The organism is Streptomyces cavernicola (assembly GCF_029968035.1).
GTDB classification, from domain to species: Bacteria; Actinomycetota; Actinomycetes; order Streptomycetales; family Streptomycetaceae; genus Streptomyces; species Streptomyces cavernicola.
The window spans coordinates 57575-82932 of the sequence record NZ_JASCIQ010000032.1 but is presented as its reverse complement, the minus strand read 5'-3'; the positions used below and the strand labels follow the sequence as shown (position 1 = coordinate 82932).

General features: G+C 71.4%; 27 protein-coding genes. 15 read left to right on the top strand and 12 right to left on the bottom strand.

Going from position 1 to position 25358, the window contains the following annotated elements:
• Window positions 1-46: 46 nt before the first annotated feature.
• The 5 genes from QIS96_RS26945 to mshD form a co-directional block, all read right to left on the bottom strand.
• The gene (locus QIS96_RS26945; RefSeq protein ID WP_408907262.1) at window positions 47-2404 is read right to left on the bottom strand and encodes an RNA degradosome polyphosphate kinase; all 2358 of its coding nucleotides are present in this window, start codon (window positions 2402-2404) and stop codon (window positions 47-49) included.
• Between the two features lie 117 nt (window positions 2405-2521).
• Window positions 2522-3487 (bottom strand): ABC transporter permease, encoded by a 966-nt coding sequence (locus tag QIS96_RS26940; protein WP_282545350.1) that lies wholly within the window; start codon window positions 3485-3487, stop codon window positions 2522-2524.
• A complete protein-coding gene (locus tag QIS96_RS26935) occupies window positions 3484-4407 on the bottom strand; it encodes an ATP-binding cassette domain-containing protein (protein WP_282545349.1) in 924 nt (307 codons plus the stop codon). The genes QIS96_RS26940 and QIS96_RS26935 overlap by 4 nt, the downstream gene beginning before the upstream one ends.
• Window positions 4404-4796, bottom strand: a complete 393-nt coding sequence (locus tag QIS96_RS26930) for a GntR family transcriptional regulator (protein WP_282545348.1) — start codon at window positions 4794-4796, stop codon at window positions 4404-4406. Before QIS96_RS26930 ends, QIS96_RS26935 begins: the two co-directional genes overlap by 4 nt.
• Before the next feature lie 142 nt (window positions 4797-4938).
• Window positions 4939-5862, bottom strand: coding sequence for a mycothiol synthase (gene mshD / locus QIS96_RS26925; protein WP_282545347.1), 924 nt, complete (start codon window positions 5860-5862; stop codon window positions 4939-4941).
• Between the two features lie 231 nt (window positions 5863-6093).
• Here mshD and QIS96_RS26920 point away from each other — a divergent pair, with 231 nt between their 5' ends.
• The 3 genes from QIS96_RS26920 (at window position 6094) to QIS96_RS26910 (ending at window position 10166) form a co-directional block, all read left to right on the top strand.
• Window positions 6094-7893 carry a bifunctional metallophosphatase/5'-nucleotidase gene (locus tag QIS96_RS26920; RefSeq protein WP_282545346.1) on the top strand — a complete coding sequence of 600 codons (1800 nt, stop codon included), beginning with the start codon at window positions 6094-6096 and terminating at the stop codon, window positions 7891-7893.
• 67 nt (window positions 7894-7960) lie between these two features.
• Window positions 7961-9187, top strand: a complete 1227-nt coding sequence (locus QIS96_RS26915; protein ID WP_282545345.1) for an LmeA family phospholipid-binding protein — start codon at window positions 7961-7963, stop codon at window positions 9185-9187.
• 76 nt (window positions 9188-9263) lie between these two features.
• The gene (locus QIS96_RS26910) at window positions 9264-10166 is read left to right on the top strand and encodes a phosphatidylinositol-specific phospholipase C (protein WP_282545344.1); all 903 of its coding nucleotides are present in this window, start codon (window positions 9264-9266) and stop codon (window positions 10164-10166) included.
• A gap of 201 nt (window positions 10167-10367) precedes the next feature.
• On the opposite strand, the gene QIS96_RS26905 is transcribed toward QIS96_RS26910, so the two are convergent.
• The 5 genes from QIS96_RS26905 to QIS96_RS26885 all read right to left on the bottom strand — a co-directional run bounded on the left by QIS96_RS26905 (window position 10368) and on the right by QIS96_RS26885 (window position 15817).
• Entirely contained in the window at window positions 10368-11792 is a 1425-nt protein-coding gene (locus QIS96_RS26905) for a sensor histidine kinase (RefSeq protein ID WP_282545343.1), read from the bottom strand.
• Complete coding sequence (locus QIS96_RS26900) at window positions 11789-12520, bottom strand: response regulator transcription factor (protein WP_282545342.1); 732 nt, start codon at window positions 12518-12520, stop codon at window positions 11789-11791. The genes QIS96_RS26905 and QIS96_RS26900 overlap by 4 nt, the downstream gene beginning before the upstream one ends.
• A 181-nt stretch (window positions 12521-12701) precedes the next feature.
• Window positions 12702-13700 carry a S1C family serine protease gene (locus QIS96_RS26895; protein WP_282545341.1) on the bottom strand — a complete coding sequence of 333 codons (999 nt, stop codon included), beginning with the start codon at window positions 13698-13700 and terminating at the stop codon, window positions 12702-12704.
• A 213-nt stretch (window positions 13701-13913) separates the two neighbouring features.
• The gene (locus tag QIS96_RS26890; protein WP_282545340.1) at window positions 13914-14936 is read right to left on the bottom strand and encodes a LacI family DNA-binding transcriptional regulator; all 1023 of its coding nucleotides are present in this window, start codon (window positions 14934-14936) and stop codon (window positions 13914-13916) included.
• Window positions 14937-14959: 23 nt separating this feature from the next.
• The gene (locus QIS96_RS26885) at window positions 14960-15817 is read right to left on the bottom strand and encodes a response regulator transcription factor (protein ID WP_282545339.1); all 858 of its coding nucleotides are present in this window, start codon (window positions 15815-15817) and stop codon (window positions 14960-14962) included.
• A 283-nt stretch (window positions 15818-16100) separates the two neighbouring features.
• Between QIS96_RS26885 and QIS96_RS26880 the strand changes: the two genes are divergently transcribed.
• From QIS96_RS26880 to QIS96_RS26850, 8 genes are all read left to right on the top strand, one after another.
• Window positions 16101-17030 (top strand): alpha/beta hydrolase, encoded by a 930-nt coding sequence (locus QIS96_RS26880; RefSeq protein WP_282545338.1) that lies wholly within the window; start codon window positions 16101-16103, stop codon window positions 17028-17030.
• Window positions 17031-17059: 29 nt separating this feature from the next.
• The gene (locus tag QIS96_RS26875) at window positions 17060-17314 is read left to right on the top strand and encodes a MoaD/ThiS family protein (RefSeq protein ID WP_282545337.1); all 255 of its coding nucleotides are present in this window, start codon (window positions 17060-17062) and stop codon (window positions 17312-17314) included.
• Window positions 17315-17324: 10 nt separating this feature from the next.
• Window positions 17325-18344: a hypothetical protein gene (locus QIS96_RS26870; protein ID WP_349017418.1), complete on the top strand. Its 1020-nt coding sequence runs from the start codon at window positions 17325-17327 to the stop codon at window positions 18342-18344.
• Between the two features lie 141 nt (window positions 18345-18485).
• Window positions 18486-19220: an LmeA family phospholipid-binding protein gene (locus QIS96_RS26865; protein ID WP_282545335.1), complete on the top strand. Its 735-nt coding sequence runs from the start codon at window positions 18486-18488 to the stop codon at window positions 19218-19220.
• A gap of 233 nt (window positions 19221-19453) precedes the next feature.
• Window positions 19454-19534 carry an Ms5788A family Cys-rich leader peptide gene (locus QIS96_RS37915; RefSeq protein WP_351229977.1) on the top strand — a complete coding sequence of 27 codons (81 nt, stop codon included), beginning with the start codon at window positions 19454-19456 and terminating at the stop codon, window positions 19532-19534.
• 156 nt (window positions 19535-19690) lie between these two features.
• A complete protein-coding gene (locus tag QIS96_RS26860) occupies window positions 19691-20533 on the top strand; it encodes a sulfurtransferase (RefSeq protein WP_282545334.1) in 843 nt (280 codons plus the stop codon).
• 19 nt (window positions 20534-20552) lie between these two features.
• On the top strand, window positions 20553-20840 hold the full coding sequence (locus tag QIS96_RS26855; RefSeq protein ID WP_282514747.1) for a DUF1416 domain-containing protein: 288 nt from the start codon (window positions 20553-20555) through the stop codon (window positions 20838-20840).
• A 125-nt stretch (window positions 20841-20965) separates the two neighbouring features.
• A complete protein-coding gene (locus QIS96_RS26850; RefSeq protein ID WP_282545333.1) occupies window positions 20966-21223 on the top strand; it encodes a DUF3099 domain-containing protein in 258 nt (85 codons plus the stop codon).
• Window positions 21224-21237: 14 nt separating this feature from the next.
• Here QIS96_RS26850 and QIS96_RS26845 read toward each other — a convergent pair whose 3' ends face one another.
• On the bottom strand, window positions 21238-21600 hold the full coding sequence (locus QIS96_RS26845; RefSeq protein ID WP_282545332.1) for a DsrE family protein: 363 nt from the start codon (window positions 21598-21600) through the stop codon (window positions 21238-21240).
• A gap of 294 nt (window positions 21601-21894) precedes the next feature.
• Between QIS96_RS26845 and QIS96_RS26840 the strand changes: the two genes are divergently transcribed.
• The 3 genes from QIS96_RS26840 to ygfZ all read left to right on the top strand — a co-directional run bounded on the left by QIS96_RS26840 (window position 21895) and on the right by ygfZ (window position 24041).
• A complete protein-coding gene (locus QIS96_RS26840) occupies window positions 21895-22482 on the top strand; it encodes an FABP family protein (RefSeq protein ID WP_282545331.1) in 588 nt (195 codons plus the stop codon).
• A gap of 111 nt (window positions 22483-22593) precedes the next feature.
• Window positions 22594-23040: a Fur family transcriptional regulator gene (locus QIS96_RS26835; RefSeq protein ID WP_282545330.1), complete on the top strand. Its 447-nt coding sequence runs from the start codon at window positions 22594-22596 to the stop codon at window positions 23038-23040.
• 35 nt (window positions 23041-23075) lie between these two features.
• On the top strand, window positions 23076-24041 hold the full coding sequence (gene ygfZ / locus QIS96_RS26830) for a CAF17-like 4Fe-4S cluster assembly/insertion protein YgfZ (RefSeq protein ID WP_282545329.1): 966 nt from the start codon (window positions 23076-23078) through the stop codon (window positions 24039-24041).
• Between the two features lie 45 nt (window positions 24042-24086).
• Here the strand turns inward: ygfZ and dtd are convergent, their stop codons facing one another.
• Window positions 24087-24512 carry a D-aminoacyl-tRNA deacylase gene (dtd, locus tag QIS96_RS26825; RefSeq protein ID WP_282545328.1) on the bottom strand — a complete coding sequence of 142 codons (426 nt, stop codon included), beginning with the start codon at window positions 24510-24512 and terminating at the stop codon, window positions 24087-24089.
• A 187-nt stretch (window positions 24513-24699) separates the two neighbouring features.
• Between dtd and QIS96_RS26820 the strand changes: the two genes are divergently transcribed.
• The gene (locus QIS96_RS26820; RefSeq protein ID WP_282545327.1) at window positions 24700-25314 is read left to right on the top strand and encodes an RsiG family protein; all 615 of its coding nucleotides are present in this window, start codon (window positions 24700-24702) and stop codon (window positions 25312-25314) included.
• Window positions 25315-25358: the final 44 nt, after the last annotated feature.

Genomic DNA, 25358 nt, shown 5'->3' with positions numbered 1-25358 from the left:
CTCCCGGGAGGTCACGGCGGTCTCCCGGGCCGCGGGGGTGTCGCTGTCAGGGTGTCGCTGAGCCACGCCGGCGCCTCCGGGCGTCTATGAGCATCTCCTGTACGTTCCGCAGTGGCTGGCCCTCCGGGTCCAGGGCGTGCCGGGTCCAGTCGCCGTCCGGGCCGAGGCGCCAGGAGGCGGTGGTGTCGGACATGCCGGTCTCCAGAAGGCGGTTGAGCGCCGCGCGGTGGGCCGGGTCCGTGACCCTGACCAGTGCCTCGATACGGCGGTCGAGGTTGCGGTGCATCATGTCGGCGCTGCCGATCCACACCTCGGGCTCGCCGCCGTTGCCGAAGGCGAACACCCGGGAGTGCTCAAGGAACCGGCCGAGCACGGACCTGACCTGGATGTTCTCCGAGAGCCCGGTGACGCCGGGGCGTACGGCGCAGATGCCGCGTACCCAGATGTCGACCGGGACGCCCGCCATGGAGGCGCGGTACAGCGCGTCGATGACGGCCTCGTCGACCATCGAGTTGACCTTGATGCGGACGTGCGCGGGGCGGCCCGCGCGATGGTGCTGGACCTCTTTCTCGATGCGCGAGATCAGGCCGTCGCGCAGGGACCTGGGGGCGACGAGGAGCCGTCGGTAGGTCTCGCGGCGCGAGTAGCCGGAGAGGCGGTTGAAGAGGTCGGAGAGGTCCGCGCCGACCTGCGGGTCCGCGGTGAGCAGCCCGAGGTCCTCGTACAGGCGGGCCGTCTTGGGGTGGTAGTTGCCGGTGCCGACGTGGCTGTAGCGGCGCAGGGTCTCGCCCTCCTGGCGGACCACGAGCGACAGCTTGCAGTGCGTCTTCAGACCGACGAGGCCGTACACGACATGGCAGCCGGCCTCCTCCAGCTTGCGCGCCCACTTGATGTTGGCCTGCTCGTCGAAGCGGGCCTTGATCTCGACGAGGACGAGGACCTGCTTGCCGGACTCGGCGGCGTCGATGAGAGCGTCCACTATCGGGGAGTCGCCCGAAGTCCGGTACAGGGTCTGCTTGATGGCGAGGACGTCCGGGTCCGCGGCGGCCTGCTCCAGGAAGGCCTGGACGGAGGTGGAGAACGAGTCGTACGGGTGGTGCAGCAGGACGTCGCGCTCGCGCAGGGCGGCGAAGATGTCGGGCGCGGAGGCCGACTCGACCTCGGCGAGGTCGCGGTGGGTGCCCGCGACGAACTTCGGGTACTTGAGCTCGGGCCGGTCGAGGCCCGCTATGCCGAAGAGCCCGGTGAGGTCGAGGGGGCCGGGCAGCGGGTAGACCTCGGCCTCGGAGATCTTCAGCTCGCGGATCAGCAGGTCGAGGATGTGGCGGTCGATGGACTCCTCGACCTCCAGGCGCACGGGCGGGCCGAAGCGGCGCCGCATGAGCTCCTTCTCCAGGGCCTTGAGGAGGTTCTCGGCGTCGTCCTCCTCCACCTCCAGGTCCTCGTTCCTGGTCACCCGGAACATGTGGTGGGCCTCCACCTCCATGCCGGGGAACAGCTCCTCCAGGTGCGCGGGCGCGGCGATGACGTCCTCCACGGGGACGTACCGGCCGGGCGAGGCCTCCAGGAAGCGGCTGAGCAGCGGCGGGACCTTGACCCGGGCGAAGTGCCGGTGGCCGCTGACCGGGTTGCGCACGACCACGGCGAGGTTCAGGGAGAGGCCCGAGATGTACGGGAAGGGGTGCGCCGGGTCGACGGCCAGCGGGGTGAGGACGGGGAAGATCCGCTGCCGGAACAGCGTGAACAGGCGGGCCTGTTCCTTCTCGGTGAGCTCGGCCCAGCGGATGATGCCGATGCCCTCGTCGGCGAGGGACGGCGCCACGTCCTCCTGGAAGCAGGCGGCGTGCCGGGCCATGAGCTCGCGGGTGCGGGTCCAGATCAGGTCGAGGACCTCGCGGGGCTGGAGCCCGGAGGCGGAGCGGGTGGCGACGCCGGTGGCGATGCGCCGCTTCAGGCCGGCGACGCGGACCATGAAGAACTCGTCCAGGTTGGACGCGAAGATCGCCAGGAAGTTGGCGCGCTCCAGGAGCGGGGTGTGCGGGTCCTCGGCGAGTTCGAGCACCCGCTCGTTGAACGCGAGCCAGCTGCGCTCCCGGTCCAGGAACCGGCCCTGCGGCAGCTCGGCGCCGTCGACATCCTTCTCGTACCCCTCGTACGTGTCGAGGTCCGCGTCGATGTCCGGTTCGAGGTCGGAGAGGGCGGCGGCGACGGTGTGCGGGCGGTGGGCCGCGATGGAACCAACGGACGGCTGGGGGGACTGGGTGTGCTGTGCAGCTGCCTGTGCGCTGGGCTGGTTCATGAACCCATTCTTCCGCGTACCGGCGGTTCCGGGCGCGCCGAATGCGGACGGGACGAGGCCCGCTCTGGGCGTCGGAATCGGCGGCTCGGGTGCGGCGGGCTGCATTCCGTGAGCGTGCCAAGGCCGCCTGAACCATTGGTTACGGCGACATGACGTGCGGGACATCGCCGGGCGACCCCCGGGCGTCCGTACGCCGGGGGCCGCGCGGGCCGTCGAGAGGCCTTACGGCGTGCGGCGGCGCAGGATCAGGAACGCGGCCCAGACGGCGGCGGCCGCGAGGGCGAGGACGATGCCGGTCTCGATGAACTGGGTGTACCAGAAGTGGGATCGGGGGTGGTAGTCGAGGAACCAGCCCGCGATCCTGGTGTCCGAGGGGCACGGGAAGTGTGCCATCTGGTCGGGCGTGCACTGGCGGGCGATGAAGCGCTCGCCGGCGGCGTTGGTGACGCCGACGTCGGTCATGAACGCGTCGCGCGGCAGGACCTTCATCCAGTGCGGCTCCATGGTGGTCGCGGGCCCGGAGGCCTGGACGACCGGCCAGAGCTGCCAGCGCACGCTGCCGAGGACGGCGAGCACGACGCCGGTGACCAGGCCGGTGAGCGAGGCGGCGAGCAGGGTGCGGCGCACGAGCAGCCCGACCAGGGCGCCGACGGCCACGGCGAACAGGCAGTACGCGACGAGCACGGGCCCCGTGCCCTCGTAGACGCCGCGGTCGGCCCAGCCCATGTTCCAGCGGCCGAAGAGGTCGGCGGCGCCGAACCGGAAGACGGCCATGAGGGTGACCGCGACGGCCGCGGCGAGGCAGGCGGCGGTGGTCAGCCGGGAGGCGAGCCAGCGCGTGGGCGTGACGGACTGGGTCCAGGCGAGCCGGTGGGTGCCGGACTCCAGCTCGCGGGCGGTGAGCGGGCCCGCGACGAAGGCGCCGATCAGGAGGGGGAGCAGCAGCAGTGTCATGGACGCGAGGCCCATGGCTTCCTGGAGCATGTGCTCCCCGTTGGCGAAGCCCAGGAAGGTGGGCTTGCAGGGACCGCCGCACTCGCCGTCGACGGACGGATAGGCGCTCGCGCCCCAGCGCAGGAACACGGTCAGGGCGGCTATGAGGGCCAGGGCGGCGACCGTGGTCCACAAGGCGCGGCGGTGCAGGCGCAGTTCGGTCCAGCGGGTGCCCTTGATCACGGAGCTGCTCACGCCGGCACCTCGCTCTCGGCGCGCGGAGCCGCCTCGGGAGTGAGCAGTGCCGGGGCGCCGGGGGAGCGGAGATGGGCGAGCAACAGGTCCTCCAGGGACGGTTCCTGGGCCTCCCAGCCGGCGGCTATCGCGCCCGCGGGCCGGATCAGGGCGGTGGTGCCGCGCCCGGTGGCGCGGGACTCGACGACGGTGTGCGGGGCGAGTTCGGCGGCGGAGCCGCGGCCGGTGACGAGGGTGTGCGCGGCGACCAGCTCGTCGATGGGCCCGCCGAGGCGGACCCGGCCGCCGGCGACGAGCAGCAAGTGGTCGCAGGCGTCGGCCAGTTCGCCGACGATGTGCGAGGACATGACGACGGTGGTGCCGTGCTCGGCGGCCTGTGCCATCAGGGTGCCCATGAGCTGGTGCCGGGCGAGCGGGTCGAGGTCGGCCATCGGCTCGTCCAGGAGCAGCAGTTCGGCGCGCTTGCCGAGCGCGAGGGCGAGCGCGACCCGGGTGCGCTGCCCGCCGGAGAGTGCACGGACGTGTACGGACAGGTCCAACTCCCCTTCCTCCACGACCTGTTGGGCGAGCGCGGCGTCCCAGCGGCCCGGGTTCAGCTCGGCGCCGAGGCGGAGCGTGTCGGCGATGCTGAGCTGCGGGTGGAGCGGCTTCTCCTGGGCGACGTACGCGAGGCGGGCGCGGGCCGCGGCGGGGGCGCCGCCGAGGACGGTGAGGCGGCCCGCGGTGGGGCGGGCGAGCCCGGCCGCGAGGGCGAGGAGCGTGGACTTGCCGGCGCCGTTCGGGCCGACGACGGCGCAGATCCGGCCGGCGGGCAGCCGGAAGGAGCAGTCGTCGAGCGCGGGGCCGCGGCGCCTCCCGTACGTCTTGCCCAGTGCGGCCGCCTCGATGGCGGTGCCCGCGGCTGCGGCGGTTGCGGTCATGCGCTGTCCCCCTCGGATCTGAACTGCTCTTCCAGTACGGCCGCGAACAGGGCCTCCACGTCGCCGCGTTCGAGCCCGGCGGCGCGGGCGCGCTCCGTCCAGCGGCTGAGTTCGCCGCGCAGCGGGGAGTCGGCGGGCGCGGAGCCGAGCGACCTGGTCACGAAGGTGCCGAGGCCGCGGCGGGCCTCGACCAGGCCCTCGCGTTCCAGTTCGCGGTAGGCCTTGAGGACCGTGTTCGGGTTGATGGCCGTGGCCTCGACGACCTCGCGGGCCGTGGGCAGCTTGTCGCCCGGCTCCAACAGGCCGAGGCGCAGGGCCTGTTTGGTCTGCTGCACGAGCTGGACGTACGTGGCGACACCGCTCCGCCGGTCGATCCGGTAAGCGAACACGTCTGCTCAACCCTCTTTCACTAATCAAGTAGTGAAAGAGTGATCCAAAGAAGGGGCGGCGTCAAGCGCCGAAGCTCTCAGCGCCGCCCCAACAGGTCGCCGTGGCGGGGGAGTTCGGGGAGTTCGGGGCGTTATCGGCCGATCACGTCTCCGTGCGGTACATCAGGTCCGTCTCGTGGGTGCTGAAGCCGAGCCGCTCGTAGACCGAGACCGCCGCCTTGTTGTCCGCGTCCACGTACAGCATCGCCGTCGGCAGGCCCGCCGCGGCCAGGTGGCGCAGGCCGATCGCGGTGAGCGCCTTGCCGAGTCCGGTGCCCTGGGCGGCGGGGCGGACGCCGACCACGTACACCTCGCCGAGCCGTTCCTCCGCGTGCACCTTCGTCCAGTGGAAGCCGAGCAGTTCGCCCTCGGCCGACTTGGCGAGGAAGAAGCCCGCCGGGTCGAACCACGGCTCGGCGATCCGGTCGTCGAGGTCGCGCTGGGTGAGCGAGCCCTGCTCGGGGTGGTGCGCGAAGGCCTCCGCGTTGGCCGCGAGCCAGGCCGCGTCGTCCTCGCCCGGCACGAAGGTGCGTACGGTCACGCCCGCGGGCAGGGCCGGTTCGGCGATCGCGTCGGGGCTCAACGGGCGGCGCATCTGCCGCAGTTCGCGGAACAGGGTGAGGCCGAGGACCTGGGCGAGGTGCCGGGCGGCCGCGTGCCCGCCGTGCGCCCAGACCCGCAGCCGCTTGCCGGAGGAGCCGAGCAGCGCCGTGCCGAGCGCGCGGCCGTGGCCGTGGCCGCGGTGGCCGGGGTGGACCACGAGCTCGCCGGCCGGGGCCTCGACGGGGTCGGTGTCCTCCAGCTGGGCGTACCCCACGAGTTGGCCCTCGACTTCGAGCAGGAGGTGGCGCACGCCGCTGCGCGGCCCTCCGCGCAGCTGCAGCCGGCCCTGCTCGGACACGGCCTGCTGGCCGTCGGTGCGGGCGGCGTCGGCGAGCAGCGCGAGCACGGCGTCGGCCTGTTCCTCGGAGAGCGCTTCGAGGGTCTGGATCGAGCGCGGCGGGACCGCGGGAGCTGCGTCTGTCATGCCCTTGAGCGTACGTCGCTTCGCGCCCTGAACCCATGGACGCGGCGCTCGCCGGTCATGCACGCGGCGCTCGCCGGTCATGCACGCGGCGCTCGCCGGGTCATGGACGCTGCGCTCGTCGCTCCGTCGGACGTCACAGCGGCAACCTGCCCGTAACCCGCTACCCCCTGTTGCGCTACGCGCGTTGACTCTAGGCTGCGGCTCGACCGAGCGGACTGTGAAGGGGAACAGATGTCAGGCAGAGCTCAACGGCGCCGTATCGGGGGCCGGTTGGTGGTGGGCGTCGTGGCGCTCGGCGCGAGCGCCGGGGTCCTCGCGGCGGCGCTCCCTGCGGGCGCGGAGGGGGCGCGGGAGGCGGACCGGGGGCGCACGGTGGACGTGCAGCTGCTCTCGTTCAACGACCTGCACGGCAACCTGGAGCCGCCCGCGGGCTCCTCGGGCCAGGTGACCGAGCGCCAGCAGGACGGCAGCGAGAAGAAGATCGACGCGGGCGGCATCGAGCACCTCGCCACGTCGCTGCGCGAGGCCCGCGAGGACCACCCGTACAGCGCGACCGTCGCCGCCGGCGACCTGATCGGCGGCTCGCCGCTGCTCTCCGGGCTCTTCCACGACGAGCCCACCGTCGAGGCGCTGAACAAGCTGGACCTCGACGTCAGCAGCGTCGGCAACCACGAGTTCGACGAGGGCCGGGCCGAGCTGCAGCGCATCCAGAAGGGCGGCTGCCACCCCAAGGACGGCTGCTACGAGGACGGCAAGGAGTTCGAGGGCGCCGACTTCCCGTACCTCACGGCGAACGTGACGGACGAGAAGACCGGCAAGCCGCTCCTCAAGCCGTACTCGGTGTGGGAGAAGAACGGGGTGAAGATCGGCTTCATCGGCCTCACCCTGGAGGGCACCCCGGACATCGTCTCGGCCGAGGGCATCAAGGGCCTGAAGTTCCACGACGAGATCGAGACGATCGACAAGTACGCCGAGGAGTTGGACGAGCAGGGCGTGAAGTCGATCGTGGCGCTCGTCCACGAGGGCGGCGAGCCGGCCTCGCAGGCGTACAACTACGACTGCGACAGCCCCGGCCCCGGCGACGGCGTCTCCGGGCCGATCAGCGAGATAGCCAAGGGCGTCTCGCCCAAGGTGGACGCCTTCGTCACCGGCCACACCCACCAGGCGTACGTGTGCAGCATCCCGGACCCGGCCGGCAAGCCGCGCCTGGTCACCTCGGCCTCGTCGTACGGGAAGCTCTTCACCGACACGACCCTGACGTACGACCGCGAGACCCAGGACATCGTGCGCGCCGACGTGAAGTCGGCGAACAAGGTCGTGCGCCGGGACGTCGCCAAGGCCGAGGACATGACCTCGCTGATCGAGCGGTGGAACAAGCTGGCCGCGCCGATCGCGAGCAAGCCGGTGGGCTTCATCTCCGGTGACATCCCGGGCCGCGGCGCGGGCACGCTTGAGCAGCCGCTCGGCGACCTGATCGCGGATGCGCAGCTCGCGCACGCCAAGTCCCTGGACGACAAGGCCGCGCTCGCCCTGATGAACCCGGGCGGCATCCGCTCCGACCTCGTGCACAAGGCGAGCGGCAGCGAGGGCGACGGCGTCGTGACATACGGCGAGGCGTTCACCGTGCAGCCGTTCAGCAACACCGTGAACCTGGTCGACCTCACCGGCGCCCAGCTGGTCACCGCGCTCAAGCAGCAGGTCAGCGGCCCGAACGAGGCCTCCCCGAAGATCCTGCAGGTCTCCGAGGGCCTCACGTACACGCTCGACATGACCAAGTCGGGCGCGGACCGTGTGGTCGCCGACTCGATCCGGCTGAACGGTGAGCCGATCGACGAGTCCGCCACCTACCGGGTCGCCCTGAACGCGTTTCTCGCGGGCGGCGGCGACGGCTTCACCGAGCTCGGCAAGGGCGCGAACCCGCTGGTCGGCGGCGACGACCTGAAGGCCCTCAACGACTACCTGACGGCCAACTCCTCGGCGGACAAGCCGATCGCACCGCCGAAGGCGGACCGCATCACGGTCGTGAAGTGACGGGTTTCCTCCCTTACTTGCAGTAGGGACTTGCTGTGGGGGGTGGCGTGCATGGTCAGATGACCCGATGCGCACCACCCCCCACCGCATATCCACAGATCGTCCAGACAACGTTTACGAGAACAGGCCCGCCGACGCCTACGAGAATCCGTACGACGAGCTGGCCGCCCTGGCCGGCAACCCGCTCGACGAGTTCCTGCACGAGGCGGACCCGGACGACGACGACTGGTCGCCGCCCAACCACCGCCGCAACAGCCGCCGAAAACGCAACCGCTTCGCGGGCCTGCCGATCGCCGCCAAGGTGCTCGTACTGCTCCTGGTGATCACGGCCTTCCTCGGCCTCGGCGACCGCTGGGCCCTCCTCTACACCGAGCACGAGGCGGCGGCGAAGCTCAAGGACGCGATGCACCTCAGCGCCGCGCCCGAGGTCGACATCGACGGCTTCCCGTTCCTCACCCAGGCCCTCGACGAGCGGCTCGACACCGTCCGCATCACCGTTCCCGACGTGGCCGCCGACCGCATCTCCCTCGCCAAGGTCTCCACCACCGCCCGCGACGTACGGATCAAGGGTGGTCTGCTCGACTTCAAGGGCGCGGAGATCGAGTCCATGGACGGCGAGGTGCTGCTCTCCTTCGACGACCTGAACCGTGAACTCGGCGCATCCCAGGTCACGTTCACCGCCCGCGGCCATGACCGGGTGATCGCCCGCGGCACCCTGCCCGTCGCCGGGCACGACCTGCGGGTGGCCGCCGAGGCCCGGATCCAGCGCAGCGGCGACCACGGCATCTCCACCCGGATCGGCGGCATGCGCCTGGACATCGGCGACCTCGCCACCTACCGGCCCGGCACCGGACCCGGCCAGGGCCTGCACCTGAGCCGCAAGTCCGCCGCGCAGCTGCGGCACGAGACGGAGAAGGTGAAGGCCCTCTTCCGGGTCGACGCGGTCGTGCGGCGCCTCGGCGTCCCCGAGTCCGCGGTCCGCGCCGCCCTGCGGAACGAGCGCAAGCTCGCCGAACTCACCGGCTCCCCGCGCTTCGTGAAGAAGCTGATGAAGCTCAACCTGATCGACGTGGCGATGGGCCAGCCCTGGCTCCTGAAGAAGCTCGGCCTCGACCCGGCCCTCCTCGACGGCCTCACCGAACTCACCCGCCCCGCCCTCGCCGACCGCCTCTCGCTCGGCTTCCGGCTCCCGAAGCTGCCGGGCACGGGCGACGTACGGCTGCGCGACGTGAAGGTCGAGAAGGAGGGCATCCGGGTCCGGCTCAGCGGGGTGGGTCTGACGATCGACAAGTAGCGGCCTCAACTCCTGTTCCACGTTTGTCACTTACCTCTCTGTCGTCCCACCCGCCTCCTGTGCTTCGCTCCCTGTCATGACCACTGACCGACGGGGATTCCTCAAGGGAGCGGCGGCCCTCTCCGCCGCGGGGCTCTTCACCTATGCCGGCACGGCCGTCGCGTCCGCGAGGCCCGCCGCCACCGCCCTGGTCGCCCAGGAGTGGATGGCGGGCCTCGCCGACGGCGCCGCGCTGAGCTCACTCACCATTCCGGGCACCCACGACTCGGGGGCGCGCTTCGGCGGCCCCTGGAGCGAGTGCCAGAACACCACCGTCGCCGAGCAGCTGAACTCCGGCATACGCTTCCTCGACGTGCGCTGCCGCGCCATCGACGGCTCCTTCGCGATCCATCACGGCGCGGCCTACCAGGAGTTGATGTTCGGCGACGTCCTGATCGCCTGCCGTGACTTCCTCGCCGCCCACTCCTCCGAGACAGTCCTCATGCGCGTCAAGCAGGAGTACTCGGAGGTGTCCGACGTCGACTTCGCCGCGATCTTCACGGACTACCTGGACGTACGAGGCTGGCGCTCGCTGTTCCACATCGGGGACGCACTGCCCTCGCTGGGGCAGGCGCGCGGCAAGGTGGTGCTCATCGCCGACAACGGCGGCCTGCCGGGCGGGGTCCGCTGGGGCGACACATCCGTCTTCTCCCTCCAGGACGAGTACATGGCCGAGCCCTTCGCCAAGTGGCCCAAGATCGAGGCCCACTTCCGCAAGGCGGCCGCAGAACCCGGCCCCTTCTACATCAACTTCGTCAGTACGGCCGCCGGCCTCCCGCCCCGCTGGAACGCGGACCGCCTGAACCCGCAGGTGCACGAGCTCATCGACGGCGCGGGCGCGGACTGGAAGGGCCTGGGCATCGTGCCGATGGACTACCCGAACACCCGGGTGGGGCTCGTCGAGTCCCTGATCCGGCACAACGGGGTCGGCCTGACCTGACCCCGACCGCCGGGTCCGACTGACGGGTCCGACTGACGGGTCCGACTGACGGGTCCGACTGACGGGCCCGGCTCGCTGGCACGGCTCGCTGGTCCGGATCGCCAGTCCAGGCCCGCCAGTCCAGGCCCGCCAGTCCAGGCCCGGCGGTCCAGGCCCGGCGGTCCAGGCCCGGCGGTCCGATCCAGGGCCGGGTGCCGCCTTTCACGGCGCCGTCGTCGGAGTCTCCGGCGGCGGCGTCGGTGCGCCCGGCAGCCGTATCACCGCCACCGTGCCCGTGCCGTCCTCCGCCCGCCGCAGCTCGACCTCGCCCCCGCACTGCTGCACCGTCCGCGCCACGATCGAGAGCCCGAGCCCCGACCCGGGCATGCTCCGCGCCGAGGGCGATCTCCAGAACCGGTCGAAGACATGCGGGAGTTCGTCCTCCGCGACGCCCGGCCCCCGGTCCCGCACTGTCAGCTCGCCCCGGTCCAGACGGACGTCGATCCGGCCGCCCGGCGGGCTGAACTTCACCGCGTTGTCGAGGACGTTGACCACGGCTCTCTCAAGCGCGGGAGCCTCCGCCCGCACGTACCAGGGAGCGAGCTCCGCCTCCACCGCCAGCTCGGGACCGCGCAGCCGCGCCCTGTCGATGGCCGTCCGCGCGATCGTGTGCAGGCCGACCACCTCCACCTTCCCCGAGCGGCCCGACTCGTCCGGTCTGGAAAGCTCCTGCAAGTCCCCGATCAACGCGGCCAGTTCGGCCATCTGCGCCTTCACGGAGGCGAGCAGCGCCTTGCGGTCGTCCGGTGGGATGGCCCGGCCCGTCTCCTCGCTGCGCGCGAGCAGCTCGATGTTCGTCCGCAGCGACGTCAGCGGCGTACGCAGCTCGTGCCCCGCGTCGGCGATCAGCTGCGCCTGCCGCTCCTGCGAGGACGCCAGGGCCGCCGTCATCGCGTTGAACGATCTCGACAGGCGCGCGATCTCGTCGTCCCCCTCCGCGGGGATGCGGACCGTCAGGTCCTCCGTACGCGCCACGTGCTCCACCGCACCCGTCAGCTCGTCCACCGGACGCAGCCCCGCACGCGCCACCCACAGCCCCGCCGCCCCCGCGCCGACGACGCCGACCCCGGCGACCAGGGCGAGGACCAGCGTCAGATCGCTGAGCGTGTCGTTCACCTCGGTGAGGGGGCGGGCGACGGAGACCGCGCCCTCGTAGCCCTGCAGCGGGTAGGTCAGCACGCGGTACTCCGTGCCGGCCTCCGTTCTCGTGTTGTGCAGGCTCTGCGGCGCATGCCCGTCCGCCACCTCGATGTCGCTGCCCGCCACGGCGACGGCCTTGCCGATGACCGTGCAGGTCACGCCCTCGGAGTTGATGACCTGGATCGACAGCTTGAACGGGTTCACGTCCTCCGGCAGCACCGGCCCCTGGGTGCTGCACTGCGCCCCGTCGACCTGCTGCAGCACCCAGGCGCTCGACACCCGGTTCTGCTGCAGGGAGTCGTCGAGCGAGTCGTACAGCGCGCCCCGCACGATGAACCAGCAGGCCGCCGCGCTCGCCGCCACCGCGACCGCCACCGCCGTGGCGACGAGCAGGGCGAGGCGGGACCGCAGGGGCAGCGCGCGGAAGCGCCGCACGGCACTGGTCACTCCGCGCCGCCCGACCGCAGCACATACCCCACACCCCGGACCGTGTGCACGAGGCGCGGCTCGCCTCCGGCCTCGGTCTTCCGGCGCAGGTACATCACGTACACATCGAGAGAGTTGGAGCTCGGCTCGAAGTCGAAGCCCCAGACGGCCTTGAGGATCTGCTCGCGGGTCAGGACCTGCCGCGGGTGCGCGAGGAACATCTCCAGGAGCGTGAACTCCGTACGCGTCAGCTCCACCTGGCGCTCGCCGCGCACCACTTCGCGCGTCGCCAGGTTCATCCGCAGGTCGCCGAAGTCCAGGACGTCGGTGTCCGGGCCGTCCTGCGTGCCGAGCGCCGCCGCGTACGAACTGCGGCGAAGCAGCGCGCGGATACGGGCGAAGAGCTCGTCCAGCTCGAAGGGCTTGACCAGGTAGTCGTCGGCCCCGGCGTCCAGCCCCGTGACGCGGTCGCCGACCGTGTCACGGGCCGTCAGCATCAGGATGGGCGTGGTGGAGCCCATCGCCCGCAGTGTGCGGGCTGCGGTCAGGCCGTCCATCCGGGGCATCTGGATGTCGAGCACGATCAGGTCGGGCTGGGTGGCCGCGGCCTTCTCCACGGCTTCCAGGCCGTCCGCGGCGACGTCCGTCCCGTACCCCTCGAACGCGAGGCTGCGCTGCAGGGCCTCGCGCACGGCGGGCTCGTCGTCGACGATCAGAATGCGCTGCGTTTCGCCTTCGGCGGGGCTCATGGGCGTCGTGTCCTCGGGGAGTGTGCGGGGGGCTTCCGGTGTCGTGACGTCAGCCTCGCACGGAGTCGCGAAGCTTGCGTCGGCCTGTGGAAAACCCCGAGCGCCGCCCTGTGGAAAACTCCCCGCGACGAGGCCTTCCACCGTTCCCACCTGCGATTTCCTCCTGTCCGGTACGGCGGCGTCAGTCCGTCGACCCGGCGCGCAGCTTCGCCAGGTCGGCCTTGACCGTGTCGATCGGAATGGCGAAGCCGAGCCCCACGGAACCGGAGCTCGCCCCCGAGCCCGAGCCGCCGGCCGAACTCGGCGAGTACATCGCGGAGTTGATGCCGATGATCCGGCCGTTCATGTCGATGAGCGCGCCCCCGGAGTTGCCCGGGTTGAGCGAGGCGTCGGTCTGCAGCGCCTTGTACGTGGTCTTCGACGAGCCGGTGTCGCCGTTGAACTGCTGCCCCTCGAACTCGAACGGCCAGCGCCCGCCGCCCTGTTGCTCCTGCTCCTGGTCCTGGCCGCCGTCCTTCGACACGGTCACGTCGCGGTCCTTGGCCGAGATGATGCCGCTGGTCACGGTGCCGGTGAGGCCCTCGGGGGAGCCGATCGCGACGACCTGATCGCCGACGTTCACCGCGTCCGAGTCGCCGAGCGTCGCCGCCTCCATGCCGGATGCGCCGCGCACCTTGATCAGCGCGAGGTCCTTGTCGGCGTCGGTGCCGACGACCTCGGCGGTGTGCGTCTCTCCGTCGTCGGTGCGCACCTTGACCGTGGAGGCGCCCGAGACGACGTGGTTGTTGGTGACGATCTCGCCGTCGGACGTGATGATCACGCCCGAGCCGGTGGACTCGCCGGACGCGGTCTCGGCCTGGATCTCCACGATGCTGCCGCTCACCGCGTTCGCGACCCCGCTGACGCTGCCCTTGCCGCCCGCCGCGGCGTTGGTCCCGTTCACCCCGGTCGTCGCCGCGGCCGCGGTCTTCCCCCACAGCTCCTGCGCGGCGAATGCCGTGCCGCCGCCGACCGCCGCAGCCCCGAGCGCCACGGCGGCGAGCAGCGCGACGGGCCCTTTGGCGCGCCGCCTGCGGCCTCCGGCCGGGGGGTTGGGGGCGTACGGGGGCGGCGGGGGGTAGGCGCTGTACGTGCCGTACGTGTCCGGGCGGTCGCCATCGCGGCGGAAGGTTTCGGTCATACCCAAAGCTTCACCGCCGAGGATGAGAACTGTCTGAGTACGCCCTGAGAAGCCCGCCAGAAGTGCGTATGCCCGATATAAGGCGGGGCTGCACCCCGCTCCCCTTGAAACCAGCCCCTCCGGCGTTTGAGGAGCGGGGGTCCGGGGGCTGGCCCCCGAAGCCGTCCGCCAGGACTTTCGGGAAGGGGCGGGGCGGGGAGAGAAACGACGGCCTCAGTTACAGCCGCAAGAGCGCCGTACGACCAGCCGCGAAGGGAAGAGCCGCAGGCGCTCCCTGCGGGTGCCGCTGACCCGCAGCGAATCGTCGAGCAGCAGGTCGACCGCGGCCCGCGCCATCGCCGGACGGTCCGAGGCGACCGTGGTGAGCGGCGGATCGGTGAGCGCAGCCTCCTTCACGTCGTCGAACCCGGCGACGGCCAGCTCGCCCGGCACGTCGATCCGCAGCTCACGCGCGGCGCGCAGCACGCCGATGGCCTGGTCGTCGGTGGCACAGGCGATCGCGGTGGGCCGGTCGGGCCCGGAGAGGATGCGCAGCGCGACCTCGTACGCGTCGTAGCGGTTGTACGGGGCCTCGAAGAGGCGGCCCTCCGTGGAGATCCCGGCCTCGGCCATCGCGCGCCGCCAGCCCTCGATGTGGTCGGCCACCGGGTCGCCGATGGTGGGCGTCGACTCCGTGATGCCCAGGCAGGCGACGTACTCGTGGCCGTGCTCCAGGAGGTGGCGGGTGGTGAGCTGGGCGCCGCCGATGTCGTCGGTGACGACCGCGACGTCCTCGATGGCCTCCGGCCGCCGGTGCAGCAGCACCACGCGCGCGTCCCAGGCGTCGATCTCGGCGGCCGCGTGCTCGCTCGGACCCTGGCTGACCAGGATCAGTCCGGCGACGCGCATGCCGAGGAAGGCCCGCAGATAGTGCACCTCGCGCTCGTCGAGGTAGTCGGAGTTGCCGACGAGCACCATCTTTCCGCGCTCGGCTGCGGCCTGTTCCACGGCATGCGCCATCTCCGCGAAGAACGGCTGGCGCGCGTCCGGCACGATCATGCCTATGAGGTCGGTCCGCCGCGAGGCCATGGCCTGGGCGACCCGGTCGGGTCGGTACCCCAGCTCCTTGATCGCGGCGAGCACCCGCTCGCGCGTGGCCGGGGCGACCGGCCGGGGTCCGTTGTTGATGACGTAGCTGACGACCGCGGTCGACGTCCCCGCCAGTCTTGCCACATCGTCCCGCGTCACCTTGGCCACACCCGAAGTCTACGCGGGGAGAGCTACCTCTTTGCAGGTCGCGTACCGGCTTCCACCGGCTGTTCGGCGTCCTTCCGGGTGACAGATGCCGCAGAAGCCACATCCCCGCCCACCGAACCCGCCGCACGCGTCGAACGCGGTGCGCCCTGAGAGCCCTCGGCCTTCGGCCGGGCCTCCTCGGCCTTCCCGGCGTCCGCGTTCCGCTCGACCTTCTCCGGCGTCACGAAGCGGTAGCCCACATTGCGCACGGTGCCGATCAGCGACTCGTGCTCGGGGCCGAGCTTGGCGCGCAGCCGTCGTACGTGCACGTCCACGGTCCGCGTACCACCGAAGTAGTCGTAGCCCCAGACCTCCTGGAGGAGCTGCGCGCGCGTGAAGACGCGGCCGGGGTGCTGCGCCAGGTACTTCAGGAGCTCGAACTCCTTGAAGGTCAGGTCGAGCACCCGGCCCTTGAGCTTCGCGCTGTACGTCGCCTCGTCCACGGAGAGGTCGCCGTTGCGGATCTCCATGGGGGAGTCGTCGCCGGTGATCTGCTGCCGGCCGGTCGCGAGCCGCAGCCGGGCCTCGACCTCGGCCGGTCCCGCGGTGTCCAGGAGCACGTCGTCGATGCCCCAGTCGGCGGTGACCGCGGCGAGGCCGCCCTCGGTCACGACCAGGATCAGCGGACAGCCGGGCCCGGTGGAGCGCAGCAGCTGACAGAGGCTGCGCACCTGGGGAAGGTCACGGCGGCCGTCGATCAGGATGACGTCGGCGCCCGGGGTGTCCACGAGTGCGGGGCCCTCGGCGGGGGCCACGCGCACGTTGTGCAGCAGCAGGCCGAGGGCGGGGAGCACCTCGGTCGACGGCTGGAGTGCGTTGGTCAGGAGCAGCAGAGAGCTCATCGCGACCCACCTGCCCGGGTCGGTCGTTCATGGTCGTGCACGGTTTGCTCGCCCATTACGTCGGTTCCTCCTCGGTCCCTGCGCTGGGGGCATCTCCCATGCCGTTGAGGCAGTGGGGGAGTTTGCGGCACTGCTTCGTACGCGCACAGCCCGTGGTGCTCGTGCGGCACCCGCGCCCTGGGTTCCGCCGCTCTCCCGGAGCGGTTCTCGCGAACCGTCCCGAAAGCACGAAAGGACCCGGGGGCTGCGCTGCCCAGGTCCTTCGCCTAGGACAATAGCCCACATGAGCACCGGTTCGGCAGGGCGTGTGACGCGAACTACTCCCCGGCGGGCCCGCTCGGCGGCCACGGAGCGCACTGAGGAAGGCACGCTCCGTACCACTCTGCGGGCGGCCGACGGAGTCCCTGTGGACGCCTTCCACCAGCCCGGTCCGCAGGGGGTGCGGGGCCCGGCGATCGTCCTCGCGCACGGCTTCACCGGCGATCTGGAGCGCCCGCACGTGCGCCGCGCGGCGGCGGTTTTCGCGCGGTACGCGGGTGTGGTCACGTTCACCTTCAGGGGGCACGGGAAGTCGGGCGGCACGTCCACGGTGGGCGACCGCGAGGTGCTCGACCTGACGGCGGCGGTGGCCTGGGCGCGCAGCCTCGGGCACGCGCGCGTGGTGACGGTCGGCTTCTCGATGGGCGGCTCGGTGGTCCTGCGACACGCGGCCCTGCACCCGGCGCCCGAGGAGGGTCGTACAGAGGAAGGCCGTACAGCAGGGGAGGGCGAGGGGCGTACGGACGCGCACGCTGACGCGGTCGTCGCCGTGAGCGCCCCCGCGCGCTGGTACTACCGGGGCACGGCCCCGATGCGCCGCCTGCACTGGCTGGTCACGCGCCGGGCGGGCCGGGTGGTGGGCCGGCACGTTCTGCACACCCGTATCCACCACCGCGAGTGGGACCCGGTGCCGCTCTCACCGGTCGAGGCGGTCCCGCTGATCGCGCCGACCCCGCTCCTGATCGTGCACGGCGACCGCGACCCGTACTTCCCGCTCGACCACCCGCGGATGCTCGCGGACGCCGCGGGCGGGGCCGCCGAGCTGTGGCTGGAGCCGGGGATGGGGCACGCGGAGAACGCGGCGGGCGAGGAGCTGCTCGACCGGATCGCGAGGTGGGCGGTCGCGGAGTTTTCCACAGGCGGCTCGGGCCGGGACGCCGAACACGGATACTGAGTCGGTACGCAACGAAAGGAGCGCCCGCCATGGCCAACGGCACCATCCGCTACTGGGCGGCCGCCAAGTCCGCCGCCGGCACGGCCCATGAGCCGTACGACGCGGCGACGCTCGCCGAGGCGCTCGACGCCGCCCGCGAGCGACACCCCGGCGAACTCGTCAGGGTCCTGCAGCGATGCTCGTTCCTGATCGACGGTCACCCGGTGGGCACCCGGGCCCATGAGACGGTGGCGCTTGCCGAGGGCGGCACGGTCGAGGTGCTCCCGCCGTTCGCAGGAGGATGAGCCGCACGCGATGAGTCAGCAGCCGTATGAGCCGTACGAGTCGTACGACCCGTATCAGCAACCACAACACCAGCATCAGCAGCAGTACCAGCAGGAGCACCGGCAGCAGTACCAGGCGCCGGCCGCCGCCGCGGACACCGCCTATCTGCCGCCGCAGGGACAGCAGACCGAGCCGATCGGCGCCTCGTTGAGCGAGCTGCTGCAGAAGGCCGAGTCCGCGCGGGCCCCCGAGCCCGGTCCCGCCCCGGCCGCTGCGGCCGCCGAGGAGCCGCGGCTCACGTACGCCCAGCGGGCCCGGCTCGAAGGGCGCTCGCCGATCATCGAGCCCGGCCTGAAGCCCGCCGCGCTCACCGCGGTGCTCGCGCTGCTGCTCGCGGGCGGCGCGGCCCTCGGGCCGTTCGGGCTGCTCGTGCCGCTGCTTCTGCTGCAGGCCCTGACGGCGGCCGGCTGGTTCCGCCTCAACGGCATGTGGCCCGCGCGGCAGGGCATCGCCCTCGCCTTCCTCGGCGGAGTCGTCGCCGACGCGGTGGTGCTGGTCACCGGCCGGGAGCACGCGCCGGGGGCGATCCTCGGCACCGGCGGCGTCTGGGTGCTGCTCACCCTCGTGCTGCAGCTGCGCAGCCACGCGGGCGCGGACGAGCGGATGTACGGCCTGATGGCCACGGTCTCCTCTGCCGCGCTCACGATCCTCGCCGGCGGCAGCCTCGCCGCCGCGCCCGAGGCCGTCTCGGTCGGCGCGGTCGCCGTGGCGGTCGCCGTGCTCGCGCGTGCGCTGCCGCTGCCCGGCCCGGCCTCCGCCGTGGTGGCGCTGCTCGCCGCCGCGGGCGCGGGCATCGCCGTGGGCGGGATGACGGACATCGGCTCCGCAGGCGCCCTGCTCGGCGCGGGCGCCGGGGTGTGCGCCCTGGTCGGCCTGCGGGTGGCGAGCTACGACTACCCGTCGCGCTTCGTGCACATGACGGCCGGGGTGGCGCTGCCGCTCACGGCCGCGGTGCCCGCGCTCTACCTCCTGGGACGGGTCGTGGCCTGAGCCCGAACTGCCTTGGTTGTCACAGCTCTTCGACAGGTCCCCCGTCGCGCTTCCACCTGGAACTCGTGGCGGGGGACCGGTCGTTTAGGCTCGCGAACGTCCGTACCGGCGGGGGAATTTCATGGGGGGAAGCACCGAACCATGCGTGCACTGCGAATACTTCTGATCACCGTCGTCGTGCTCGGCGGCCTGTTCATCGCGGCCGACCGGTTCGCCGTCGGCTATGCCGAGGACGAGGTCGCCGCGAAGCTGCGCAGCAGCGAGGGTCTGCAGCAGGACCCGGAGGTGACGATCGAGGGCTTCCCGTTCCTGACCCAGGTACTCGCCGGCGAGCTCGACGCCGTGGCGATCGGCATCGACGGCATGGAGGCCTCGAACGGGGCCCGCAAGATGACGATCGCCGAGCTGGACGCGCAGATGCACGGCGTCGCGTTCTCCTCCGACTACAGCTCCGCCACCGCCGCCGCGGCCACCGGCACGGCGCGGATCACGTACGACGAGCTGCTCAAGGCCGCCAAGGTCGAGCCGGTGGAGGTCGCTCCCGGCGTGACGGCGAAGGTGGTCGGCCTGGCCGACGGCGGCGACGGCAAGATCAAGGTCCAGGTGCAGGCGACCGTGCTCGGCCAAAGCCTGCCGGAGCCGGTCGAGGTGGTCAGCTCGGCCAAGGTCGAGGGCGGCAAGACCGTGCAGGTGCACGCCGACAAGCTGCCGAAGCTGGGCGCCGTGCCGGTCGCGGAACAGCGGATGCGGGAGATCACCGACTTCGAGCAGGTCGTCGACGGCCTCCCGGAGGGCATCGAGCTCGACAAGGTCGAGGCGCGGGCGGACGGCGTGCAGATCACGGTCACGGGCTCCAAGGTGAAGCTGGCCGGGTAAGCGGGCGGCTTGCGCGCAGCCCCCAGTACGGGCTGATTTTGCAGGCGCTCAAGCCCTCTGCCCGCAATGCGAGACAGAGCCGTCCGGAAATTAGATACGACGGGTGCGGAAGTCGCCCCGGAGCCCAGCGGTACGGGCTCCGGGGCGGCTTTCGTATCGCAATACGGACGATCGTGTCTCAGAATACGACACACCGGTGACATGGCTGCCGATCCCTCCCTACGATCGGTGCCATGAAGCGACAGGCGGACCTCACGAAGCGGCGGGCAGTAGACCTGTGCCGCGTCGCCGCCATGCTCTGTCGCCCCGTCTGAGCGGGAGCTCCAACTCCCGTATTCCCCTGGCCCCTTGACGCCGATCCGAGCGTCCCGCCGGGCCGCCCCCGTTCGCGCACGCCGCGCTGTCGCCGCGTACCCGCGACCGGTCCCCTCGCGCACCATCCCGCCGCAACTGCCCCGGAGGAGAAAAGCATGAGCCGCAGCGACGTCCTGGTTGACGCCGACTGGGTCGAGGCCAACCTCGACAACGAGAGCGTCGTCATCGTCGAGGTCGACGAGGACACCTCCGCGTACGACAAGAACCACATCAAGAACGCGATCCGGATCGACTGGACGAAGGACCTGCAGGACCCGGTCCGCCGCGACTTCATCGACCAGGAGGGCTTCGAGAAGCTCCTCTCGGCGAAGGGCATCGCCAACGACTCCACCGTCGTCCTCTACGGCGGCAACAACAACTGGTTCGCGTCCTACGCCTACTGGTACTTCAAGCTCTACGGCCACCAGGACGTCAAGCTCCTCGACGGCGGCCGCAAGAAGTGGGAGCTCGACTCCCGCGACCTGGTCGACGGCTCCGAGGTCCCGAACCGCCCGGCCACCGAGTACAAGGCCAAGGCGCAGGACACCTCGATCCGTGCGTTCCGCGACGACGTCGTGAAGGCGATCGGCTCGCAGAACCTCGTCGACGTGCGCTCGCCCGACGAGTTCTCCGGCAAGCTCCTCGCCCCGGCGCACCTCCCGCAGGAGCAGTCGCAGCGCCCCGGCCACGTGCCGAGCGCCCGCAACATCCCGTGGTCCAAGAACGCCAACGACGACGGCACGTTCAAGTCGGACGACGAGCTCAAGAAGCTCTACGCCGACGAGCAGGTGGACCTCGCCAAGGACTCCATCGCGTACTGCCGCATCGGTGAGCGCTCGGCCCTGACCTGGTTCGTCCTGCACGAGCTGCTCGGCGTCGAGAACGTCAAGAACTACGACGGCTCGTGGACGGAGTACGGCTCCCTCGTGGGCGTCCCGATCGAGCTCGGCTCCAACTGAACCAGGAGGACAGTGACTTATGTGTGGAGCACAGGTCGGCGGCCCCGACGCCGCGACGATCAAGCCCGGTGAGACCACCATCCAGGGCCAGGTGACCCGCGACGGCGAGCCCGTCACCGGTTACGTGCGACTCCTGGACTCGACCGGCGAGTTCACCGCCGAGGTCCCGACCTCCGCGACCGGTCAGTTCCGCTTCTACGCGGCCGAAGGCACGTGGACCCTGCGCGCCCTCGTGCCCGGCGGCACGGCGGACCGCACGGTCGTCGCGCAGACCGGAGGCCTCGCCGAGGTCGCCATCGCCGTCTGACGGCGAGAGGCATTTCTGACGGCCGGAGGGCCGCACCCCTGGGGGTTGGACGCTTACCAGGACGCGGGTGCGGTCCTCCGGCTCCGTGCTGTCCGCGGCGGTTCCGGCGGTTCTACCCTGGAGTCATGTACGCGCGAAGGCGGCACGTCTACTTCGCCATGATGGGCACCTGCCTCGCCCTCTTCGTCCTGGCGTGGGCCGTCGTACGCCTCTGGTCGGTCCCCGTCGCCGTCGGCATGTGCGTCGTCGCCATGGTCATCCCGCCGCTCGCCGCGATCGTCGCCAACCGGCGGGGCCCCGACGACCGCTGGTGGGACGACCCCTCCGGCGACCCGAAGTCCGACGAGTGGTGGGACGAGCTGGACGGCAAGAAGCGCAGATAGCACGCCGGCAGGCCTCAGTACACGAGCGCCTGAGTGTCGTCCGCCGTCGCCTCCTGCACGAAGACCTGCGCGCCCGCGATCCGCACCCCTTCGATGACGTCCTGCTCGGTGATGTCGCGGCGGGCCGCGCACTGCGTGCAGAGCGTGATCAGGCCGGTCGCCCGGATCGACTCGATCAGGTCCGGCAGCGGCGCCGCGTGCGGCAGCTCGAACTCGGCCGCCCGGCCCGGCAGCGCGAACCACGCCGACTCACCGGTCAGCCAGAGCGACACCTGCACCCCGCTGGCCGCGGCCACCGCCGCCACCGTGAAGGCCTGCGAGCAGCGCTCGGGGGCATCGGCCCCCGCGGTCACCTTGATCACGAGCTTCTTCGCCATGCCGCGCACTGTAGTCCCGGACCCCGCAGGGCCAACCTCACAGCGAAGGACGAGGGCGGGCGGACTAAGCTGGGGCGCGGCCCCGTCCTGCTAACACCGCTCATCGAGGAGCACCCCGTGCTTGAGGCATTCTTCTCAGCCCTGCTGGTTCTGGTCTGCGTCGGCGTTCTCGCGTTCGCCGGTCTGACCGTGAAGAAGCTGTACCAGGGTCAGCGCTGACCTCAGCGCCGCCGCCGCGGACCGCCGCGCCGACGCCACCGACTTCCGCTCCGACACAGATCGCCTGAGTAACCCATGATCGAGATCCCGTCCGACCTCCACCCGGACCTCGTGCCCCTCACGTTCCTCCTCGGCAACTGGGCCGGCGCGGGCGTGCACGACTTCCCCGGCAGCGAGAAGTGCAACTTCGGCCAGGAAGTCAGCTTCAGCCACGACGGCCGGGACTTCCTCGAGTACCGCTCCCACACCTGGGTGCTCGACGCCGAGGGCAACAAGGTCAAGCCGCTGGAGTCGGAGTCCGGCTTCTGGCGGGTCTCCGCCGAAGGTGACAAGGGGCCCCGCAAGGTCGAGGTCGTGATGGTCCGCGACGACGGCGTGGTCGAGGTCTGGTACGGCGAGCTGGCCGACAAGAAGCCGCAGATCGACCTGGCCACGGACGCCGTCGCCCGCACCGCCGCCTCCGGCCCGTACAGCGGTGGCAAGCGCCTCTACGGCTACGTGAACAGCGACCTGATGTGGGTCGGCGAGAAGCAGACGCCCGAGGTGCCGCTGCGGCCGTACATGTCGGCGCAGCTGAAGAAGGTCGTCTCGCCCGACGACGTCGCCGAGATGGCGCGCAACCTCGGGGACCTGCCGGACGACGGCATCGCGTTTTTCAAGTAAGCACAGCCTGTAAGTAAGCACAGCCTTCAAGTAAGCAGGCCTTCGAAGGACGTACGTGAGGCGGGGTCGGTGCCTGGGAACGGGCGGCCGGCCCCGCCTACACTTGTGCGCGTGGTGAGCACCGACTGGAAGAGCGACCTCAGGCAGCGCGGCTACCGGCTGACGCCGCAGCGTCAGCTCGTCCTCGAAGCCGTCGACACCCTGGAGCACGCGACTCCGGACGACATCCTCGTAGAGGTCCGCAAGACGGCCTCCGGGGTCAACATCTCCACGGTCTACCGCACCCTGGAGCTCCTCGAGGAGCTCGGCCTGGTCAGCCACGCGCACCTCGGGCACGGGGCGCCGACGTACCACCTCGCCGACCGGCACCACCACATCCACCTGGTCTGCCGGGACTGCACCGGGGTCGTGGAGGCGGACGTCGAGGTCGCCGCCGAGTTCATCGAGAAGCTCCGCGCGACCTTCGACTTCGACACCGACATGAAGCACTTCGCGATCTTCGGGCGCTGCGGGGAGTGCACCAAGGCCAGTACGGATCCGGTCCCGGACGGGGAATAAGACCCGCTGTCAACGAGTCGTAGTGTGATGTGGATATGAAGAGCCCTCTGCTGTCCCTGCCCGGTGCCGTCCCCGCCGAAGGCGTCGACGAAGGAGTCGCCGCGCACTACGGCGAGCTGTACCGCGAGCAGCGCGCCCTCGCCGACGGCGTCGGTCTCGTCGACCTCTCGCACCGCGGGGTCCTCACGGTCACCGGCGAGGACCGCCTCAGCTGGCTGCACCTGCTGCTCACCCAGCACGTCAGCGACCTGCCCGTCGGCCAGGCCACCGAAGCCCTGATCCTCTCCGCCAACGGGCACATCGAGCACGCCCTCTACCTCGTCGACGACGGCACGACGGTCTGGGCGCACATCGAGCCCGGCACCCAGGAGGCGCTGCTCGCCTACCTGGAGTCGATGAAGTTCTTCTACCGCGTCGAAGTCGCCGACCGCACCGAGGAGTTCGCGGTCGTGCACCTCCCGGCCGGCTCCATCGCCCCCGTCCCGGACGGCGTCGTCGTACGCGAGACCGCGCACGGCCGGGACCTGTTCCTGCCGCGCGCGGAGCTTGAGGCGTACGCGGAGGCCAACGGGCCGGCGATCGGCGTGCTCGCGCACGAGGCGCTGCGGGTCGAGGCGCACCGCCCGCGGCTCGGCTTCGAGACCGACCACCGCACGATCCCGCACGAGCTGGGCTGGATCGGCACCGCCGTGCACCTGCAGAAGGGGTGCTACCGCGGGCAGGAGACCGTCGCCCGCGTCCACAACCTGGGCAAGCCGCCGCGTCGTCTCGTCTTCCTGCACCTGGACGGCAGCGAGGTGCATCTGCCGGGGCACGGTACGGAGGTGCGGCTCGCCGCCGACGGTCCCGACGGGCGCAAGATCGGCTTCGTCACGACCTCCGCCCGGCACCACGAGTTGGGGCCGATCGCCCTCGCGCTGATCAAGCGGAATGTGCCGGTGGACGCGGAGTTGCTCGTCGGGACGACCGCTGCGGCGCAGGAAGTCGTCGTCGAGCCGTAGCAGGCGGGCTTGCCGGAGGGGCTCGATTTTGAGCCCCTCCGCCGCTCACATCTCAAGCAGCACCGTGAACGGGCCGTCGTTCGTCAAAGACACCCGCATCTGCGCGCCGAACCGCCCCGTCGCCACCGTCGCCCCGAGCGCGCGCAGCTGGGCCACGACCTCGTCGACCAGCGGCTCGGCCACCTCGCCGGGCGCCGCCGCGTTCCAGGTGGGGCGGCGGCCCTTGCGGGCGTCTCCGTACAGGGTGAACTGGCTGATCACGAGGAGCGGCGCGTCGATGTCGCTGCACGACTTCTCGCCGTCGAGCATGCGCAACGACCAGAGTTTGCGGGCCAGTTGGGCCGCCTTCTCCTTCGTGTCCTCGTGCGTCACGCCGACCAGGACGCACAGGCCCTCGCCCGTGATCTCCCCGACGGTCTCTCCCGCTACGACGACGCTCGCGCCGTCGACCCTCTGCACCACTGCTCGCATGCCGTCCATCATGCCGTGCGCCCGAGCGGCCCGATCCGGCCATTTCCGGCATCCGCCACCTAACGCCATACGGCTATCCGGGGCCGATCGAGTGCACCCCGCCCCAAGTCGGGTACGAAGGGTGGCATTCTGCAGACCAGCGGCGCGCCTGCGGCGCCCCGCACCGGTCGAGGGGACGGTCAACAGCATGAACAGCACGTCGAGCACCGCGGGCCAGCCGCCGGGGCCCGTACCGACGGCGCCCGGCGCCTGCTCCGGTGCGCCGCGCCCGCCCACACAGCGCACCGGGGACCGCCTGCCCGAGCTGCCCGAGCACGATCTGGCGCTGCTCCGGCTGCCCGAGGTCCGGGCCCTGCGCCGCACCTCGCAGCAGGACGAGGCCGACCTCAGCTACGTACGCCGGCTGCTCCAGGGCCGTATCGACATCCTGCGGGCCGAGCTGGCGCAGCGCCGCGACCCGGCCGCGCCGCCGCCCGACCCGGACCGGGTGGCGCGGCTCTCCGAGATCCTCACGGACACGCCCTCGCGGCACCGCTCGTCCGCCCGGCATGTGACGGTCGGCACTCCGCACGGCGAGGAGTACCGCAGCCTGGCCGCCGAGATGCTCGGCGAGGTGGAGCTGTCCGACCTGGACGCCCGCACCGACGACGAGTTGCACGCCGCGATGGGCCGCCTGGTCCGCTACGAGCAGCAGGTCTCGCACCGCCGCCAGCTCCTCCAGCGCACGGCCGACGATTGCAGCGCCGAAATCGCACGCAGGTACCGTGAAGGGGAAGCACAAGTAGACGACCTGCTCGCCTGACCGCCGGAAACCCCGGTGGGCCGCGGGCGGACCACCGGAAGGCA

Excerpts from the sequence above, each read along its gene's own strand:
- QIS96_RS26945 (WP_408907262.1), bottom strand. The coding sequence starts at position 2,404 with ATGCAGCCCGCCGCACCCGAGCCGCCGATTCCGACGCCCAGAGCGGGC.
- QIS96_RS26935 (WP_282545349.1), bottom strand. The coding sequence starts at position 4,407 with ATGACCGCAACCGCCGCAGCCGCGGGCACCGCCATCGAGGCGGCCGCA.
- mshD (WP_282545347.1), bottom strand. The coding sequence starts at position 5,862 with ATGACAGACGCAGCTCCCGCGGTCCCGCCGCGCTCGATCCAGACCCTC.
- QIS96_RS26920 (WP_282545346.1), top strand. The coding sequence starts at position 6,094 with ATGTCAGGCAGAGCTCAACGGCGCCGTATCGGGGGCCGGTTGGTGGTG.
- QIS96_RS26915 (WP_282545345.1), top strand. The coding sequence starts at position 7,961 with ATGCGCACCACCCCCCACCGCATATCCACAGATCGTCCAGACAACGTT.
- QIS96_RS26910 (WP_282545344.1), top strand. The coding sequence starts at position 9,264 with ATGACCACTGACCGACGGGGATTCCTCAAGGGAGCGGCGGCCCTCTCC.
- QIS96_RS26900 (WP_282545342.1), bottom strand. The coding sequence starts at position 12,520 with ATGAGCCCCGCCGAAGGCGAAACGCAGCGCATTCTGATCGTCGACGAC.
- QIS96_RS26895 (WP_282545341.1), bottom strand. The coding sequence starts at position 13,700 with ATGACCGAAACCTTCCGCCGCGATGGCGACCGCCCGGACACGTACGGC.
- QIS96_RS26885 (WP_282545339.1), bottom strand. The coding sequence starts at position 15,817 with ATGAGCTCTCTGCTGCTCCTGACCAACGCACTCCAGCCGTCGACCGAG.
- QIS96_RS26880 (WP_282545338.1), top strand. The coding sequence starts at position 16,101 with ATGAGCACCGGTTCGGCAGGGCGTGTGACGCGAACTACTCCCCGGCGG.
- QIS96_RS26875 (WP_282545337.1), top strand. The coding sequence starts at position 17,060 with ATGGCCAACGGCACCATCCGCTACTGGGCGGCCGCCAAGTCCGCCGCC.
- QIS96_RS26870 (WP_349017418.1), top strand. The coding sequence starts at position 17,325 with ATGAGTCAGCAGCCGTATGAGCCGTACGAGTCGTACGACCCGTATCAG.
- QIS96_RS26865 (WP_282545335.1), top strand. The coding sequence starts at position 18,486 with ATGCGTGCACTGCGAATACTTCTGATCACCGTCGTCGTGCTCGGCGGC.
- QIS96_RS37915 (WP_351229977.1), top strand. The coding sequence starts at position 19,454 with ATGAAGCGACAGGCGGACCTCACGAAGCGGCGGGCAGTAGACCTGTGC.
- QIS96_RS26860 (WP_282545334.1), top strand. The coding sequence starts at position 19,691 with ATGAGCCGCAGCGACGTCCTGGTTGACGCCGACTGGGTCGAGGCCAAC.
- QIS96_RS26855 (WP_282514747.1), top strand. The coding sequence starts at position 20,553 with ATGTGTGGAGCACAGGTCGGCGGCCCCGACGCCGCGACGATCAAGCCC.
- QIS96_RS26850 (WP_282545333.1), top strand. The coding sequence starts at position 20,966 with ATGTACGCGCGAAGGCGGCACGTCTACTTCGCCATGATGGGCACCTGC.
- QIS96_RS26845 (WP_282545332.1), bottom strand. The coding sequence starts at position 21,600 with ATGGCGAAGAAGCTCGTGATCAAGGTGACCGCGGGGGCCGATGCCCCC.
- QIS96_RS26840 (WP_282545331.1), top strand. The coding sequence starts at position 21,895 with ATGATCGAGATCCCGTCCGACCTCCACCCGGACCTCGTGCCCCTCACG.
- ygfZ (WP_282545329.1), top strand. The coding sequence starts at position 23,076 with ATGAAGAGCCCTCTGCTGTCCCTGCCCGGTGCCGTCCCCGCCGAAGGC.
- dtd (WP_282545328.1), bottom strand. The coding sequence starts at position 24,512 with ATGCGAGCAGTGGTGCAGAGGGTCGACGGCGCGAGCGTCGTCGTAGCG.
- QIS96_RS26820 (WP_282545327.1), top strand. The coding sequence starts at position 24,700 with ATGAACAGCACGTCGAGCACCGCGGGCCAGCCGCCGGGGCCCGTACCG.